This window comes from Streptomyces sp. P6-2-1 (genome assembly GCF_050613165.1).
Classification (GTDB): domain Bacteria; phylum Actinomycetota; class Actinomycetes; order Streptomycetales; family Streptomycetaceae; genus Streptomyces.
In genome coordinates, this window is sequence record NZ_CP192513.1 from 7,026,330 (window position 1) to 7,043,190 (window position 16,861).

The 16,861-nt window shown below is 71.1% G+C and carries 13 protein-coding genes; 2 read left to right on the forward strand and 11 right to left on the reverse strand.

Going from position 1 to position 16,861, the window contains the following annotated elements; all coding sequences use genetic code 11:
- Window positions 1–15: 15 nt before the first annotated feature.
- From ACQYWQ_RS29515 to ACQYWQ_RS29535, 5 genes are all read right to left on the reverse strand, one after another.
- A complete protein-coding gene (locus ACQYWQ_RS29515; RefSeq protein ID WP_431038861.1) occupies window positions 16–1,041 on the reverse strand; it encodes an ABC transporter permease in 1,026 nt (341 codons plus the stop codon).
- Window positions 1,038–2,000, reverse strand: a complete 963-nt coding sequence (locus tag ACQYWQ_RS29520; protein ID WP_431038862.1) for an ABC transporter permease — start codon at window positions 1,998–2,000, stop codon at window positions 1,038–1,040. The genes ACQYWQ_RS29515 and ACQYWQ_RS29520 overlap by 4 nt, the downstream gene beginning before the upstream one ends.
- Entirely contained in the window at window positions 1,993–3,513 is a 1,521-nt protein-coding gene (locus tag ACQYWQ_RS29525; protein WP_431038863.1) for a sugar ABC transporter ATP-binding protein, read from the reverse strand. Before ACQYWQ_RS29525 ends, ACQYWQ_RS29520 begins: the two co-directional genes overlap by 8 nt.
- Window positions 3,513–4,616: an ABC transporter substrate-binding protein gene (locus ACQYWQ_RS29530; RefSeq protein ID WP_431038864.1), complete on the reverse strand. Its 1,104-nt coding sequence runs from the start codon at window positions 4,614–4,616 to the stop codon at window positions 3,513–3,515. The genes ACQYWQ_RS29525 and ACQYWQ_RS29530 overlap by 1 nt, the downstream gene beginning before the upstream one ends.
- A 186-nt stretch (window positions 4,617–4,802) precedes the next feature.
- Window positions 4,803–5,843 (reverse strand): LacI family DNA-binding transcriptional regulator, encoded by a 1,041-nt coding sequence (locus tag ACQYWQ_RS29535; RefSeq protein WP_431038865.1) that lies wholly within the window; start codon window positions 5,841–5,843, stop codon window positions 4,803–4,805.
- A 192-nt stretch (window positions 5,844–6,035) separates the two neighbouring features.
- Here ACQYWQ_RS29535 and ACQYWQ_RS29540 point away from each other — a divergent pair, with 192 nt between their 5' ends.
- Window positions 6,036–8,741: a PA14 domain-containing protein gene (locus ACQYWQ_RS29540; protein WP_431038866.1), complete on the forward strand. Its 2,706-nt coding sequence runs from the start codon at window positions 6,036–6,038 to the stop codon at window positions 8,739–8,741.
- Window positions 8,742–8,926: 185 nt separating this feature from the next.
- Here the strand turns inward: ACQYWQ_RS29540 and ACQYWQ_RS29545 are convergent, their stop codons facing one another.
- The 6 genes from ACQYWQ_RS29545 to ACQYWQ_RS29570 form a co-directional block, all read right to left on the reverse strand.
- A complete protein-coding gene (locus tag ACQYWQ_RS29545) occupies window positions 8,927–10,393 on the reverse strand; it encodes a GH1 family beta-glucosidase (RefSeq protein WP_431038867.1) in 1,467 nt (488 codons plus the stop codon).
- A gap of 43 nt (window positions 10,394–10,436) precedes the next feature.
- Window positions 10,437–11,366, reverse strand: coding sequence for a carbohydrate ABC transporter permease (locus tag ACQYWQ_RS29550; RefSeq protein WP_431038868.1), 930 nt, complete (start codon window positions 11,364–11,366; stop codon window positions 10,437–10,439).
- 14 nt (window positions 11,367–11,380) lie between these two features.
- On the reverse strand, window positions 11,381–12,376 hold the full coding sequence (locus ACQYWQ_RS29555) for a carbohydrate ABC transporter permease (protein WP_431038869.1): 996 nt from the start codon (window positions 12,374–12,376) through the stop codon (window positions 11,381–11,383).
- An 87-nt stretch (window positions 12,377–12,463) separates the two neighbouring features.
- Window positions 12,464–13,783: an extracellular solute-binding protein gene (locus tag ACQYWQ_RS29560; RefSeq protein WP_431038870.1), complete on the reverse strand. Its 1,320-nt coding sequence runs from the start codon at window positions 13,781–13,783 to the stop codon at window positions 12,464–12,466.
- A 601-nt stretch (window positions 13,784–14,384) separates the two neighbouring features.
- Entirely contained in the window at window positions 14,385–15,053 is a 669-nt protein-coding gene (locus tag ACQYWQ_RS29565; protein WP_431038871.1) for a hypothetical protein, read from the reverse strand.
- A 40-nt stretch (window positions 15,054–15,093) separates the two neighbouring features.
- Window positions 15,094–15,318, reverse strand: coding sequence for a hypothetical protein (locus ACQYWQ_RS29570; protein ID WP_431038872.1), 225 nt, complete (start codon window positions 15,316–15,318; stop codon window positions 15,094–15,096).
- Between the two features lie 350 nt (window positions 15,319–15,668).
- On the opposite strand from ACQYWQ_RS29570, the gene ACQYWQ_RS29575 reads away from it, so the two are divergent.
- The gene (locus ACQYWQ_RS29575; RefSeq protein WP_431038873.1) at window positions 15,669–16,700 is read left to right on the forward strand and encodes a lactonase family protein; all 1,032 of its coding nucleotides are present in this window, start codon (window positions 15,669–15,671) and stop codon (window positions 16,698–16,700) included.
- The last annotated feature ends 161 nt before the right edge of the window (window positions 16,701–16,861 follow it).

Consider the following 16,861-nt stretch of genomic DNA (forward strand, 5'->3'; position numbering starts at 1 on the left):
TGCCCCCCGTCGGCCTCACCCCAGCCGCCGCCTCCTGCGCGCCAGCCACGTCTGCGCGATCACCACCACCGCCAGGAAGGCCCCGGAGACCACCTGCTGGTAGGCCGAGTCGAGCGAGCCGATCTGGTTGATGATGTTCTGGATGACCTTCAGGAGCAGCACGCCGACGAGCGAGCCGCTCAGGAAGCCGGAACCACCGCTCAGGAGCGTCCCGCCGATCACCACCGCCGAGATCGCGTCCAGCTCCATGCCGTTGCCGAGGATCGTCACTCCGGACACCAGCCACGCCGCGTTGAGCGCGCCCGCGAGGCCCGCGCACAACCCGCAGAGCGTGTAGACGTACGTCTTCGTCCGGGCCACGGGGACGCCCATGAGCGCGGCGGCGTCCTCGTTGCCGCCCACCGCGTACACGTACTGCCCGAAGCGGCTGCGGCGCAGCACGACCCCGCCGAGCAGGAACAGCGCCACCGTGATCCACACCGGGACCCCGATACCGAGCAGCTTGCTCTGCCCGAGGTGCGTGAACCACGTCGACTTGTCCACGAGATACGTGTTCGCGCCCTCGTCCGTCACCGCGAGCAGCAGCCCCCGCGCGCCGAGCATCGAGGCCAGCGTCACGATGAACGGGGCGAGCCGCGCCCGCGCGATGAGCAGCCCGTTCACCAGGCCGATGAGGCCGCACACCGCGAGCGGCAGGAGCAGCGCCACCGCCGTCCCGTACCGCGAGCCCCACGCGGCGAGCACCCCGCCGAGCGCGAAGAGCGAACCGACCGAGAGGTCGATGCCGCCCGTGACGATGACGAAGGTCATGCCGAGCGCCACCACGGCGAGGAACGAGGAGGACAGCGCCATGCTCTCCAGGTTGTCCCCGGTCAGGAAGGTGTCGAAGCACAGGCTCGCGACGACGACCGCCACGACGAGCGTGAGCAGCGCCCCGTGCTGCTGCGCGAGCGCGCTCAGCCGCTCCCCGCGCCCGGGCCCCCGCTCCTCGGGCGGCACCTGCTTCTCCTCGGCCGGGACCTCGGCGACCGTGCCGTTCACCGCTTCCCCCTCTCCCGCGCCGCGTAGACCGCGAGCACGATGACGACCGCCTGCGCGATCTGCGTCCACGAGGGCGGCAGGTCGTGCTTGATGAGCGTGGCCGTCAGCAACTGGATGAGCACCGCCCCCGCGACCGTGCCGCCGATCCGCACCCGGCCCCCCGACAACGGGGTGCCGCCCACCACGACGGCGGTGATCGCGGAGAGTTCCATGAGCGTGCCGAGCGAGGTCGGGTCGCTCGCCTGGAGCCGCGCGGTCGCGAGGATGCCCGCCACCGCCGCGAGCAGCCCCGACACCACGTACACGACGACGAGCACGCGCCGCACGGGGAGCCCCGCGAGCTTCGCGGCGGCCCGGCTGTCGCCGATCGCGAGCAACTGCCGCCCGAACGTGCTGCGCCGCACCACGAAGGCCACCACCACCGCGAGCACCGCCGCGATGATCACGAGGTACGGGACACCCAGCACCGAGCCCGTGCCGAGCGTGTTCATCCCGGAGTTGCGCACGTCCTTGAGCTGCGGCAGCAGCACGAGCGCGAGACCGCGCCCGCCCACCATCAACGCGAGAGTCGCCACGATCGGCTGCACCCCCACGAAGGCGACGAGCGCCCCGCTCGCGAGCCCGGCGAGCACCCCGCCGAGCGCCGCCACGAGCAGCGCGGGCACGAGCCCGTACCCGAGGTAGAGCGAGAGCAACGACGTCGAGAGCGCCATCACGGCGCCCACCGACAGGTCCACGCCCTCGGTGCCGATCGCGAGCGCCATGCCGAGCGCCACGATGACGATCGGGGCGACCTGCACGGCCTGGGTGCGGAAGTTCTCGGTGGACAGGAAGTGCGGCGTAAAGGCGATGTTGACGAGGAGGAGGACGACGACGCCCGCGTAGACCCCGTACTCCTGGAGCAGTTGCCGCAGCCGCTGCCGGTCGGCGAGCGTGGCGCGCAGCGTCAGCTCAGTCATCCCCCTCCCCCTTTCCCGCCTCGCCTGCGATCGCGGCCATGAGGCGGTCCTCGCTCACCGCTTCTCCCGACAGCTCGGCGACCACCGCGCCGTCCTTGAGCACCACCACGCGGTCCGAGCCCTCCACGAGTTCCTCGGGATCGGAGGAGATGAGCACGACGGCGAGCCCCTCCTCGGCCAGTTCGTCGACGAGCCGCTGCACCTCCGCCTTCGCGCCGACGTCGATGCCCCGCGTCGGCTCGTCGAGGAGCAGCACCTTCGGGTGCATCGCGAGCCACCGCGCGAGCAGCACTTTCTGCTGATTGCCCCCGGACAGCTCGCCGACCTTCTGGCCGACGCCGGAGGTCTTGATGCGCAGCCGCTTCACGAAGGTGTCCACGATCCTGTCGACGCGCTTCTCGTCGACGAGACCGAAGCGCGAGAGCCCGGGCAGCGCGGCGAGCGCGATGTTCTCGCGCACCGAGAGGCCCGGCACGATGCCCTCGGCCTTGCGGTCCTCGGGCAGCAGGCTGATCCCCGCGCGGATCGCGGCGGGCGTCGACCCGGTACGTACCGCCGTCCCGTCCACCGTGACCGCGCCCGCGTCCGGGGGCAGCGCGCCCGCCACCGCCCGTACGGTCTCGCTGCGGCCCGAGCCGAGCAGCCCGCCGAGCCCGACGACCTCCCCCGGACGGACGCCGAACGACACCTTCTCCAGCTGGTGGCGCACCGACAGGCCGTCGACGGCGAGCACCGGCCGCGCGTCCCGCCCGTGATGGCCCGTGAACTTCGTGACCCCCTCGGCACGCACCTCGCCCAGCTGCCTGCCCAGCATGAGCGACACGAGGCGCAGGCGCTCCAGCTCGGCGAGCGGCCCGGTGTGCACCACCTTGCCGTCGCGCAGCACCGTCACCCGGTCGCACACCTCGTACAGCTCGTCGAGCCGGTGACTCACGTACACCACGGCGATGCCCCGCTCGCGCAGCATCCGGATGACGCCGAAGAGCGTCTCCACCTCGCGCGGTTCGAGCGACGACGTCGGCTCGTCCATGATGACGACCTTCGCGTTGACCGAGACCGCGCGGGCGAGCGCCACCATCTGCTGGGTGCCGACGCTCAGTTCACCGAGCGGGCGGCGCACGTCCACCCGCACCCCGAGACCCGCGAGCGCCTGCGCGGCCTCGCGGTGCATGCGGCCGAAGTCCACGAGTCCGAGCGCCCGGCGCGGCTCGCGGCCCAGGAAAAGATTGCGCGCCACGCTCATGAGCGGGACGAGGTTGACCTCCTGGTAGATCGTGGAGATCCCGGCCTCCTGCGCCTGGAGCGGTGTCGCGAACCGCACCTCCTCGCCCTGGTGGACGATGCTGCCGCCGTCGGCCCGGTAGACCCCCGTGAGCACCTTGATGAGCGTGGACTTGCCCGCGCCGTTCTCCCCGATGAGCGCGTGCACCTCCCCGGCGCGGGCGGTGAAGTCCACGCCGTCGAGGGCACGCGTCCCGGGAAAGACCTTGGTCAGTCCCGTGACGGAGAGCATCAGAAGGCCTTGCCCAGGTCGGCCTCGGCGTTGGTCTTGTCGTAGGCGCTGTCCTTGATGACGATGTCCTGCTGGACCTCCTCGCCCTTCGTGAAGGTGTCGAGGGTCTGGAAGGCGAGCGGCCCGAAGCGCGGGTTGGACTCGATGACCCCGGAGATCCAGCCGTCCACGATCTGCCGGACCGCGTTGCGCGTCCCGTCGACCGTCACGATCTTGACGGCCCCCGCCTTCTTGCCCGCGCCCTTCAGGGCGTTGACGGCACCGAGCCCCATCTCGTCGTTCTCGGCGTAGATGCCCTTGATCCCGGGCTTGGACTGGATGAGCTGCTCGGTGACCGACTGGCCCTTCTCGCGGGCGAAGTCACCGGTCTGCTCGAAGACCACCTTGAGGTCGGGGGCCTTCTCGGCGATGCGGTCCTTGAAGCCCTTGGTGCGCTCGGTCGTGACGTTGTTCCCCGCCGCGCCGAGCAGGATCGCGACCTCGCCCTTGCCGCCCGTCGCCTCGATCATCTTGTCCGCCGCGCGCTTGCCCTGCTCGACGAAGTCGGAGCCGATGAAGCTCACGTAGTCCTTGCACGGATCGGCGTTGATCTTGCGGTCGATCGTGACGATCGGGATCTTCTTGGCGCTCGCCGCCTTGAGCACGGGCTCCCAGCCGTCGGAGTTGAGCGGGGCGATGACGAGCAGGTCGGCGCCCTTCGCGATGAGGTCCTGCACATCGCTGATCTGCTTCGAGAACTGCGACTGCGCGTTGACGGCGAGGAGCTTGACGCCGCGCTTCTTCGCCTCGGCCTTGAGCGAGGCGGTCTCGGCGATACGGAAGGGGTTGGCCTCCTTCTCGGACTGCGAGAAGCCCACCGTCGCCGAGGCGAGGTCGATCTTCTTCGCCCCGTAGGCGTCGAGCGTGCAGCCCTCGCCGCCGGCCGCCGGGGTCTCGACGACCTGCCCCGCGTCCTTGCTCTCCGTCCCTGCCGAGGTCTTGTCCTTCGAGCCGCTGTCGTCGTCCTCCGACTTCGCGCAGCCGGTGGCGAGGGCGAGACTCGCGGTCAGGGAGACGGCCACGAGGGCCTTGAGGGTGGTGCGGTGGTACGCGGACGACTTCATGGTGTTCTCCCGTAGCGGCACGGACCCGTGCGAGCACACGGGCACAAGGGAAAGGAACGTGGTCGTACTGCGGTCGGCCCCTCGCGGGGCCGACTCCGCTTGTGCGTCTGGTTTTTACATCGTTGGAAGGTGGCTGTAAACCCCTCCCGGCCAAGGTGCCGGGACGGGGCGCCCCGCGGGCTGCGCTCAGCGCCGTCCGAGTGTGCTCTCGCGCTCCAGGAGGCGGAAGGGGGCGAGAACGGACGGCTGCTGCTCGGGCGGCGCGTCCCCGTCCGTGCCCCCGCGCCGCGCCGCTGCCCGCTCCAGCGAGCTGACCAGCGAGGACACGGCGAGTCGCGCGATGGCCTTCTTGTCCGGCGAGATCGTCGTGAGCGTCACGGCGCCGTACCGCGACTCGGGCACGTCGTCGAAGCCGACGACCGCCACGTCCCACGGGACCCGCAGGCCCCGCTCGTGCAGCACCCGCATCGCGCCCACCGCTACCAGATCGTTGTAAGCGAACACCGCGTCAGGGCGCGTCCCCGAGTCGAGCAGCCGCGCCATGCCCTCGGCCCCGTCACCGCGGTCCCAGCCCCCGGTCGGCGCGGCGAGCCGCTCCCCGCCTTCGAGCCCGGCCGCCTTCAGCTCCTCGCGCCAGCCCTGAAGCCGCAGCTGGGCGGGCCTGTTCGGGGAATCCGTACGTGCCCCGAGAAAGGCGATCCGCGTCCGGCCGAGGCGGATCAGGTGCCGCACGGCGCAACGCGCCGCCGCCACGTTGTCGATCGCGATGTGCGGGTACGGCAGCGCGTACTCCCGCTCCCCGAGCAGCACCAGCGGCACGTCGTCCGCCCTGGCCGCGAGATCCTCGGGCTCCAGCTCCAGCGGCGAGAGGATCAGCCCGTCGATGACCCGCGCCCGGAAACCCTGGCTGACCAGCACCTCGCGTTCGCGCTCGCCCCGCGTGTGGTCGAGCAGGACCGTCAGCTCGTGCTCGGCGGCCGCGTCGATCACCTCCCCCGCCAGCTCGGCGAAATAGGGATTGCCCAGCTCGGGCACCGCGAGCGCGATGATCCCCGTCCGGCCCTTGCGCAGGTTGCGGGCGGTCAGATTGGGGCGGTACCCCAGTTCGTCGATGGCCCGCTGGACCCGCTCCCGCATGGCCGGCGTGACGTGCTCGTAGTGGTTGACCACGTTCGAGACGGTCTTGATCGACACGCCCGCCAGTTGCGCGACGTCCTTGAGGCTCACCCGCACGAAAACCCCTCCGCTTTCACTCCGCGTCCGGCACCGGGCGCGTCCGTCATGACCCTGGACAGTAGGCGAGAGGGCGTGCTCTCATGCCAACTGCCGCTCCTTGCAACGTTGTACAGACTGGAGCGGCGAGCCGCCACCCTTCCTCGACATGACATCGGGAGACCTTGGACGAGGTCCCCCGTGGCAATGCCTCACGGCAAGAAGGAGGAGCACGTGCGCAACCGCAGAAGACTCTCGTCCCTCGCCCTGTGCGCAGCGGCGCTGCTGGGCGTCGCCGGACTGTCGGCGACACCCACCGCGAGCGCGGCGGGCGCCGGGAGCACTCTCTCAGCGGCAGGCACCCTCACCCCCCACCCCACCTCCACATCCCAGGAAAGCAGCACCGCCGACCCGGCGGCACTGCACGGCCTCCGGGGCGACTATTACACCCAGTCCGCCCCCGGCGCCTTCGACTTCGCCCAGCTCAAGGCCACCGCCTTCGACCCCTCGCTCGACTTCGACAGCCTGGAGTCCCGCCTGCAACAGGCCACAGGACAGGCCGACGACGTCAGCGTCCGCTGGACGGGCCGCCTCGTCCCCGAGCGGAGCGGCGAGCACACCTTCCAGATCAAGGGCGACAACGGATTCCGGCTCTGGGTCGGCGACGCACTCGTCATCGACCACTGGGTCGACGACTGGGACAAGGAGCAGGTCTCCCGGCCCGTCACACTGGAAGCGGGCAAGGCGTACGACATCAAGCTGGAGTACTTCGAGCACGAGGGCGGCTCGAACCTCCACTTCTCCTGGACCCCGCCCGGCGGCACCCGGGCCCCCGTCCCGCCGTCCGCCTTCCTCACCCCCGAGAACTGGGCCTACGACGGCGCCACATCGGCGACCGTCACCAGCACCGGCCGCACCCTCGCACTCGGCTTCCCCCACTCCCTCGCCACCCCGCCGAGCACCGTGGCCCAGCACCTCAGCGCCAACATCGGCGGCGCCGACTGGCCCCTCGGCGCCGTCCGCAAGGACCCCGCCGACCCGGCGAAACTCCTCGTGTCGCTCAAGGAACCCGTCGTCGGGGCGGGCGGCTCCGTCGACGTGCGCTACGACGGCGAGGGCGGCCTGCGCACGAAGGCCGACGGCGGGGGCACCGCGATCGGCGCCTTCTGGGCGGGTGGCGCCAACGAGTCCACGTACCAGCTCAGCACCCGCTGGGCCAAGGACGTCGGCCCGAAGAACGCGCACCCCGAGTACCCGCGCCCCCAGCTCACCCGCGACCGCTGGCAGAACCTCAACGGCACCTGGCAGTTCGCCGCGGCAAAGGAGGGCGAGGCCCCGCCGCTCGGCAAGAACCTCGCCGAGCGCGTCCTCGTCCCCTACCCGATCGAGTCGCGGCTCTCCGGCATCGAGCGCCACGAGGACCGCATGTGGTACCGGCGCACCTTCACCGTGCCGGCGAACTGGAAGGTCGGACGCGACCAGCGGCTCCAGCTCAACTTCGACGCCGTCGACTGGCAGGCCGACATCTGGGTCAACGGGCACAAGGTGACGAGCCACAAGGGCGGCTACGACCGCTTCTCGGCGGACGTCACGGACGCGCTCAAGCCCGGCCGCACCCAGGAACTGGTCGTCGGCGTCCACGACCCGACCGACGCGAAGAACGGTGAGAACCCGCCCGTCGGCAAGCAGCGCCTCGACCCCAGCGGCATCTGGTACACGCCCAGCTCCGGCATCTGGCAGACCGTCTGGATGGAGCCCGTCGCGGCCGAGCACACCGACTCGCTCAAGCTCACGCCCGACGTGAAGAACGAGCGTCTCGCCGTCGACGTCAACGGCACCCGCGCGGGACTCCCCGTGACCGCGACCGCCTACGACGGCAAGCGCAAGGTCGCCACCGTCCACGGCCGCACCGGGACCACGCTCCGGCTCCCCGTCAAGAACCCGCACCTGTGGTCACCCGACGACCCCCACCTCTACCGCCTGGAGGTCACCACGGGGAACGACCGCGTCGGCAGCTACTTCGGTATGCGGGACATCGCCGTCCAGAACGTCGACGGCACTCCGCGCACCGTGCTCAACGGCAAGCCCGTCTTCCTGATGGCCACCCTCGACCAGGGCTTCTGGCCGGACGGCCTGCACACCGCGCCCACCGACGAGGCCCTCAAGTACGACCTCGTCCAGCACAAGAACCTCGGCTTCAACTCGGTGCGCAAGCACATCAAGGTCGAGCCCGACCGCTGGTTCTACTGGGCCGACACGCTCGGCCTCCTCGTGTGGCAGGACATGCCGGCCATGTCCGCCGTGCCCGACAACGCGAGCGAGAAGGCCGAGTACGAGCACGAGATGAAGCAGATGATCGACCAGCACGCGAGCAGCCCCTCGGTCATCATGTGGGTCACCTTCAACGAGGGCTGGGGCCAGTACGACCAGGCCCGCGTCGCCGACCAGGCGAAGAAGTGGGACCCGAGCCGCCTCGTCAACAACATGAGCGGACTCAACTGCTGCGGCGCCGTCGACGGCGGCAACGGCGACATCGCCGACGCGCACGGCTACCCGAGCCCCGACCTCCCCGCACCCGACGGCACCCGCGCCCTCGTCAGCGGCGAGTACGGCGGCCTCGGACTCGCCGTACCGGGCCATGCCTGGCCGGTCCAGCAGAGCTACATCGGCGTCGAGAAGGAGGCGTACACCGATGAGTACCTGAAGAAGATCGACGAGGTCCACGCCCTCGCCTGCAAGGGCAGCAACGGCGCCGTCTACACCCAGATCGCCGACGTCGAAGGCGAACTGAACGGCCTCATGACCTACGACCGCACCGTCATGAAAGCCGACGTCGCCACGGTCCGCGCCGCCCAGCGCGCCCTGATCGACGACGCCTCGCGGGACACCGTACGGGGGTGCCCGGCGAGCTGAGCGCGGCCGCGTCCCCGCCGAGAAGCAGGAGCCCGGCCCGTACCAAGAGCCGGCGCACGTACGGAAGAGGGGCGGGCGCCCCCACGTGACGCCCGCCCCTGCTCCGGGGAGCGGGCGGGCGACCCCCACGGCGCCCGCCCGCTCCGTCCCGGCCCCCGGCCAGGTGGCCTCGCGGCCCTTCGGCCTCAGTCCGGCAGCCCGCCGCGCCGGATCACCTCCGCGTACCAGCGGGCGCTCGCCTTCGGGATGCGCCGCTGCGAGGCGTAGTCCACGTACACCGCGCCGAAGCGCTTCGCGTACCCGTAGGACCACTCGAAGTTGTCGAGCAGCGACCACAGGAAGTAGCCGCGCACGTCCGCGCCGTCCGCGACCGCCTGCCGCACCGCCTCCAGGTGGGAGTGCAGGTACGCGATGCGCTCCGGGTCGTCGACCCGTCCCTCGGGCGAGACGTAGTCGTCGAACGCCGCGCCGTTCTCGGTCACCATGAGCGGCAGCTCGGGGTGTTCCTCGTGGAGCTGCGTCAGCAGCGTGTGCAGGCCCGAGGCGTCCACCGCCCAGTTCATCGCCGTGCGCGCGCCGGGGGCGAGGTGGAAGGCGACGTCCTCGGAACCGGTCCACGGCGAGTGGTCGCTCGCCCCGTGCCCGTCGTCGCGCGCGTCGCCCGCGCCGTCCGAGGCGGACACGATCGTCGGCGTGTAGTAGTTGACGCCGAGCACGTCGAACGGTGTCGCGATCGTCTCCAGGTCGCCCGGCCTGACGAGCTGGTCCCAGTCCACGAGCGGCGCGGTGCGCCGCCGCAGGTCCTCCGGGTAACCGCCGTCGAGCAAGGGCCCGGTGAAGATCCGGTTGCCCACCTCGTCGATCCGCCGCGCCGCGTCCGCGTCCTCGGGGCTCGTGGTGAGCGGGCGCACCTGGTGCAGATTGAGCGTGATCGAGGTCTGCGCGTCCGCGGGCAGCAGCCCGCGCAGCACCTGAACGCCCTTGCCGTGCGCGAGGTTGAGGTGGTGCGCGGCGCGCAGCGTCGCCGCCGCCTCCGTACGCCCGGGAGCGTGCACCCCGGAGCCGTAGCCGAGGAACGCCGAGCACCAGGGCTCGTTGAGCGTCGTCCACATCTTCACGCGGTCGCCGAGCGCGCCCGCCACGAGTGCCGCGTACTCCGCGAAACGCTCGGCGGTGTCGCGCAGCGGCCACCCGCCCGCGTCCTCCAGCTCCTGCGGGAGGTCCCAGTGGTAGAGCGTCGCCACCGGCGCGATCCCGGCCTCCAGGAGCGAGTCCACGAGGCGCCGGTAGAAGTCGAGCCCCCGCTCTACGGCCGGGCCGCGCCCGGTGGGCTGCACGCGCGACCAGGAGACCGAGAACCGGTACGCGCCGAGCCCCAGCTCCTTCATGAGCGCGACGTCCTCGCGGTACCTGTGGTAGTGGTCGGCCGCGATGTCACCGGTGTCGCCGTTGCGCACCTTGCCGGGGGTGTGGCTGAAGGTGTCCCAGATCGAAGGGGTCCTGCCGTTCACTGCCGCGGCCCCCTCCACCTGGTAGGAGGCGGTGGCGGCGCCCCACAGGAAACCGGCGGGGAAGCCGGTGGGGGACACGGCGGGCGAGACAGCGGGCGTCGCGCCCGGCCGAGAGCCGGACTCGGATCGTACAGCGGTCATATGAGAGCGCTCCCATGATGTGGAGGGGAAAGGAGGAAGAGGCTCAGCCCTTGACCGCGCCGGCCATGATGCCGCCCACGATCTGCTTGCCGAACACGATGAACACCACGATCAGCGGCAGGGTGCTGATGAGCGCCCCCGCCATCACGATCGACTGGTCGGGTGTGTACGAGGCGCTGAGCTGGCCCAGCGCCACCTGGACCGTCGGATTGGCCTGGTTGAGGGCGAGGAAGGGCCAGAAGAAGTCGTTCCACGCCTGCACGAAGGTGAGCATGCCGAGCACCATCATGGCGGGCCGCGCGGCGGGAAGGACGACACTTCGTACAATCCGCAGATTGTTCGCACCGTCGACCTTGGCGGCCTCGATCAGCTCGTACGGCAGCGCCTCGATCAGGTACTGCCGCATGAAGAAGACGCCGAAGGCGCTCACGAGCGTCGGGAAGATGACCGAGGGCAGCTTCCCGCCCCAGCCGATGTCCGACATCAGCATGAACAGCGGGACGACGCTGAGCTGCGGCGGGATGGTGAGGGTCGCGATCACGGCGGTCATGAGGACTCCGCGGCCGCGGAAGCGCAGCTTGGCGAAGGCGTAGCCGGCCAGCGTGCAGAAGAACAGCGTCGCCACGGTGATGCAGCCCGCGACGATGAGCGTGTTCACGAGCGCCTTGCCGAGGTTGGCCTGCTCCCAGGCCGCCTGGAGGTTGTGCCACAGGCGGCCGCCCGGCAGGAACGGCGGCGGGCTGTCGAGCACCCGCTGCTGATCGTGCGAGGCGGCCACCAGCGTCCAGTACAGCGGGAAGACGGAGAGCAGGCCGACCACCACGAGGGCGAGGTACGTGAACGGGCCGCCGCGCAGCTGCTCGCCCGCGCCGATCCGGAAGCGGCTCTTGCCGGAGGTCTCGGGTCCTGGGGGCGCGGGGGTGCCGGCGCTCCCAGGGGCGAGCACGGAAGGAGTGGGTGTGGTCGTGGTCATGGATTCGCTCCCTCTCAGCCCGCGCTCTTGCGCAGGAAGCGGCCGATCAGCCACTGGATCAGCGCGATCAGCAGCAGCAGGCCGAGCATCGACCAGGCCACGGCGGCCGCCGGGCCGAGGTGGCCGAGCTTCCAGCCGTAGTTGTAGAGGTAGATGCTCAGCGTCTCGTACTGGTGCTCACTGCCCCCTGTGGAGCCGAGCGTGCCGCCCTCCAGGAGCAGCGGTTCCCCGAAGAGCTGCATCGAGCCGATCGTCGAGATGACGATGGTGAAGAGGATCGTCGGGCGCAGCGAGGGGATCGTCACCTTGCGGAACTGCTGCCAGCGCGAGGCCCCGTCGATCGATGCCGCCTCGTAGAGGTCGTTGGGCACGGCCTGCATCGCGGCGAGGTAGATGAGCGCGTTGTAGCCCGTCCAGCGCCAGATGACGATGACCGAGATGGCGATCTTCGATGTCCAGTGGCCGTTGGCCCAGTTGGTGTCGCCCAGGCCCACGAAGTGCAGCAGGTAGTTGAGCAGGCCGCCGTCGGGGCGGAAGACGAGCGCGAAGACGAGCGCCGCCGTGGCGACCGAGGTCGCGTACGGGGTGAGGATCACCGTGCGCCAGAACGTCGAGGCGCGCAGCCGGTAGTTGAGCAGGTGCGCGAGACCGAGCGCCACGAGGAGCTGCGGCACGGTCGAGATGACGCCGATGACGAAGGTGTTCGCGACCGCGTCCCAGAACTCGCCGTCCCCGAGCACGCGCCGGAAGTTGTCGAGCCCGATCCAGGTGGACTGGTCGAGCCCGGTCAGCTCGACGCGGTGCAGCGCGATCCAGCCGGTGTAGAGCAGCGGGTAGAGCCCGAAGGCGGCGAAGACGAGGAAGAACGGGGCGATGTAGGCGTACGGGGACGCCTTGTCGTCCAGGCGCCACAACCGGCTGCGCAGCCGGCGGCGTGCCTCGGCGCGTGCCTCGTCCCCCGCTCGGGGCGGGGGAGTGGCGGACGGCCTGGTGGGGGTTGAGGTGGCCACGGTTGTCCTTTCCTTCAAGGACGGACGGACGGGGAAAGGGGGCGCCCGGGGTGGCCCGCCGCGCGGCGGGCCACCCCGGGCGGGCCGTCAGCCGATCGACTTGTCGATGGTCTGGGTGGCCGCCTTCCAGGCGTCCGCCGGCTTGGTGCCGCGCTGCTCCATGTTGTTGATCTGCTTCGAGATCTCGTCCTTGATGGAGGCGTCCTTCGCACCGAGGACGGCCTCGGGGATGGCCTGCGCCTCGGCGGCGTAGATCTCACCGATCGGCGCGTTGTTGAAGTACGGCAGCGTCGCGCTCTTCACGTCGGCGATGTCGTACGCCTTCTTGTTCGACGGGAAGATGCCGACGGCCTTGAAGGTCTTCGCCTGCTGCTCGGGCGCGGTCAGCCACTTCAGGAGCGCGGTGGCCTCCTTGACGTGCTTGCCGCCCTTGGGGACGCTCAGGAAGGAACCGCCCCAGTTGGCCGCCGTGTCGCCCGGCGCCTTGGCGATGTCCCACTTGCCCTTGAAGGCGTCACCGGAGTTCGTCGAGATCTGCGCGGCCATCCACGCGGGGCAGGCCACGGTGGCGATCGTGCCCTTGCGCAATGCGGCCGTCCACGGGTCCTGGAACTGCGCGAGTCCCTGGCTCAGCTTCTTGTCGGCGACCTCGGCGGCCAGGTTCCAGCCCTGCTTGACGCTGGCGCTGTCCTTGTAGATCGCCTTGCCGCTCTTGTCGTAGTACTGCTCGGCGTTCGAGGAGACGACGGCGTTGAACATGGCGCTCGCCGAGTCCATGAAGTACGTGCCCTTGGGCGCCTTCTGCTGGTACTCCTGGCCGAGCTTGATGTAGTCCTCCCAGCCACCGGCGACGGCCCTGGCCACGGTCTCGCGGTCGGCGGGCAGCCCGGCCTGCTCGAAGAGGTCCCTGCGGTAGCACAACGACATCGGGCCGATGTCGGTGCCGGCGCCGATCACCGCGCCGTCCTTCGCCGTGGCCTGCTTCTCCTTCCAGGAGACCCAGTCGTCGACGTTGATCGACTTGCTGAGGTCGACGAACTTGTCCGCCTGGGTGTCCGTGACCTCCTTGATGCGCCCCACCTCGACGCCGACCACGTCGCCGAGACCACTGTTGCTGTTGAGCTGCTGGAGCAGCTTCGGGTAGTAGTCCGCCTCGTTGGCCGTGGTGTCTTCCTTGACCGTGATGTTCGGGTGGAGCTTGTGGTACTCGTCGAAGAGCTTCGCCTCCTTGTACCCGAACTGGCCGTAGTCGGCGACGGTCAGGGTGATCGCCCCGTCGGACGCCTTGTCCGAGGAGTCGGAGTCGTCGCTGCAACCGGTCAGTACGAGGGCACAGGCCGTCAGGGTCGTGGTCGCGAGGACCACGCTCTTCCTGGCGCGGCCCGGGGCCGTGCGGGTAATGCGCATTCCACTACTCCTAGGTTCCGGCAACGGTGCCGGGTCGAGAAAGCGGCGTGTGGGAGCGGGTGGTGAAGCGGGCCGCCGGGCGTGCCGAGCTGCGCGAATGCGTGCGGCTCACCGGAGGAGCGCTCCCACGCCCGACGTGGGAGCGTTCCCACGTGCTGATGCCGGAAGGGTGCTGCCTGGGCTGGCGGCCTGTCAAGAGATGAAGTCGGTTCTGTTGCCGGCGTATGTCGCGCAGGGGTCCGATTCGGGTCCCGCGGGGGCCGTACGGGGCCCTGTGCGGCCCGGAAAGCCCAGCTCACGCCGTCCGCTGCGGCCGATGGCCTCGCTTTGGTAGCCGGGGGGTCACGAAGAGGCCACGTTCAGGACCTGACGGTTGGGAACGGTGACCTGGGTGGGGGAGAGGGTGAGGCGGGGTCAGGACATCGGGTGTGCGAGGTCGTTCAGGGGCGCGGCGTTCGCGAGTGCGAGGGAAGGGGGCGGGGGTGCGGGGCGTGCGGGCTGTGAGGGGCCGGTGTCGCCGGGTGCGGACGGCCTCGGTGGGGTGTGCGAGGTGCTTCATGGCCATTTGCTGAAGTGAACGGAGTGGGCGACTTTGCGGGTTTCAGCCCGCGTCGGGACGGACGCCTCCGTACAGCCCCCAGTCGTCCAGCCCCGAGTAGACCCGTGCGACGCGCCCGCGCGGGAAGTCGAGAGCGACCGCCTCGCCCCTGTGGACGGCCACGAGGCGGTCGGGTCCCCGCCACCAGGTGTCGGCGAGCCCCTGTACCTCGCGCACGGGTTCGCAGTCGTCGAGCGCCACCCCCTCGGCCTCGTCACCGGTGAACCGCGTGATCCGCTTGGCGTGCGCGGCCGCGTGCTGGGCGAGCGCCAGCGCTTCGACCCAGCCATCGACGCTCGCGTGAAGCGGCGCCCAGCGCTCCGCCTGGATGCCGAAGGCGCCGTCCGGCGCGATCAGGAAGGAATACGGGACGGCCGTGCGCTGCGTCCCGGCCTCGAACCACCAGCCGCTCCCGTCGGCTTCGGGGACGTCGGGATCGAAGTACCGCGGGCCGCCGTCGTACTCCGGCGCGGGCGGCAGGACCACGCCGCCCCACCTGTCCTGGTACGCCGCCATGCGGTCGACCACCTCGGTGGGTACGCCACGCTCGCGCCACCACTGCCGGTTGCCCTCCACCGGCCGGACGTCCAGCCGGACGCCGTGGGTCGCGACGAAGAGCCGCGCACGCGAGGTGAGCCCGCCGGGCGCCCGGTCGATCAAGCGGTTCGTCATCAGGCGACCCCACGCGGCGGCACGACAGGGGGAAGGCAGGTCAGCGGGTGCCGCGCCCCGTGGTCGCCGGGGGCTGGTGCGCGCGGCCGGCGGTCCGCTCGGGGGCCGCGTCGGGGACCTTCACCATCACGAGCCCGCGAGCGGCGCCGAGCCTGCGGCGCAGACCGCGGTGGGTGTGCCGGGCGAGGACGAGGCCGAGCACCAGCGAGGCGAGCAGCCATGCCCCGAGGACGACGAGGATCACGCCGAGAAGAGTCACGGCCATCGCCGCCTTTCCGTCGTGGAGGCCCGCGCGGCTTCCGTGCTGGTCGTGTGACCGCTGAGGGGTGGTCGTACACCTGTGCTGTACGGGAAACAGTATGCCCTTGACCGCGGCTCAGGCGGAGAGCCGGTTTGGGGAGGGATTGTGTGCGGGGCCCCGCGCGGCGGTCCTCCCGTACGGGCCGGGGCCGCCGGTCGCCCCGAGCGGGCGGGTCCGCGTCCCGCACGACGGCGCCCCGCCACGTACCCGCCGCATCCCTTCCCTCACCAGCGCCGACCCTCGCGCCCCCGGCTGCTACCGTCGCCCGGGGCGTCCCGGAGGGGGGCGTTCGCCGGGTCAAGAGGGGTGGAACAGTGGACGGTACGTGGGCCGCGCGGGCGTACATCGGATCATTCACGGCCGGGGGCGGCCAGGGCATCACGCGTGCCGAGGTGGACGCGGAGACCGGAGCGCTCACCGTGCGGAGCGTCACCGGGACGGTCCCCGATCCCTCCTTCCTCGCGCTCGACGCGAGGGGGGAGCGGCTCTACGCGGTCAGCGAGACGAGCGAGGGCGCCGCCGTCGCGCTCGACGTCACGGGGGACGCGCCCGTGCCGCTCGGCCCGCCCGTCCCCGTACGCGGTGAAGGCCCCACGCACCTGTCGCTGTACGACGGGCACCTCCTGACCGCGAACTACGACTCCGGCAGCGTCTCCGCGCTCCCCGTCCGCGCCGACGGCGGCCTCGGACCCGTCTCGGGGGTCCTCACGCACAAGGGCTCGGGCCCGCACCCGCAGCGCCAGCAGGAGCCGCACGCCCACCAGGTGCTGCCCGACCCGTCGGGCCGCTGGGCGGTCACCGTCGACCTCGGCACCGACTCGGTGCGCGTCCTGAAGCTCGTGGACGGCGCTCCCGTCGTGCACCGCGAGTTCGCGCTGCGCCCGGGCTCGGGCCCCCGGCACCTCGCCTTCCACCCGGACGGGGGACACCTGTACCTCCTCAACGAACTGTCACCCACCCTCACGGTGTGCCGCTGGGACGCGGAGGAGGGCACGCTCAAGGCGGTCATGGAGAGCGCGCTCCTTCCGCTCGCGCCACAGGGCGACGCCTACGGCTCCGGAGTACGGGTCTCGCCCGACGGACGCTGGCTGTGGGCCGGCGTGCGCGGCGAGGACGTCGTCTCGGTCTTCGCGCTCGCGGGCGACGAGGCACGTCTCGTGACCACCGTGCCGTGCGGCGGCACCTGGCCGCGCGACCTCGCCGTGCACCCCAGCGGCCGCTTCCTCTACACGGCCAACGAGCACAGCGGCAACGTCACCTGCTTCGCCGTCGACCCCGACACCGGGCTGCTCCGCGAGACCGGCTCCGTCGCGGTGCCCGCCGCCTCCTGCGTCGTCTTCGCCTGAGGCAGCACGCCGGGCACGGGGCCGCCCGGCGTCGGCCGACCGCACCCCGCCCACCCGCACACACCGCAGGGCCCGCTCCGGCGCGTACGACGCCAGGAGCGGGCCCTGATGGATGAGCACGTGCCGCGCGGGGCGGCAACGGGGCGGACGGGCGGACAGGG

Excerpts from the sequence above, each read along its gene's own strand:
- ACQYWQ_RS29520 (WP_431038862.1), bottom strand. The coding sequence starts at position 2,000 with ATGACTGAGCTGACGCTGCGCGCCACGCTCGCCGACCGGCAGCGGCTG.
- ACQYWQ_RS29525 (WP_431038863.1), bottom strand. The coding sequence starts at position 3,513 with ATGCTCTCCGTCACGGGACTGACCAAGGTCTTTCCCGGGACGCGTGCC.
- ACQYWQ_RS29530 (WP_431038864.1), bottom strand. The coding sequence starts at position 4,616 with ATGAAGTCGTCCGCGTACCACCGCACCACCCTCAAGGCCCTCGTGGCC.
- ACQYWQ_RS29540 (WP_431038866.1), top strand. The coding sequence starts at position 6,036 with ATGCCTCACGGCAAGAAGGAGGAGCACGTGCGCAACCGCAGAAGACTC.
- ACQYWQ_RS29545 (WP_431038867.1), bottom strand. The coding sequence starts at position 10,393 with ATGACCGCTGTACGATCCGAGTCCGGCTCTCGGCCGGGCGCGACGCCC.
- ACQYWQ_RS29550 (WP_431038868.1), bottom strand. The coding sequence starts at position 11,366 with ATGACCACGACCACACCCACTCCTTCCGTGCTCGCCCCTGGGAGCGCC.
- ACQYWQ_RS29560 (WP_431038870.1), bottom strand. The coding sequence starts at position 13,783 with ATGCGCATTACCCGCACGGCCCCGGGCCGCGCCAGGAAGAGCGTGGTC.
- ACQYWQ_RS29565 (WP_431038871.1), bottom strand. The coding sequence starts at position 15,053 with ATGACGAACCGCTTGATCGACCGGGCGCCCGGCGGGCTCACCTCGCGT.
- ACQYWQ_RS29570 (WP_431038872.1), bottom strand. The coding sequence starts at position 15,318 with ATGGCCGTGACTCTTCTCGGCGTGATCCTCGTCGTCCTCGGGGCATGG.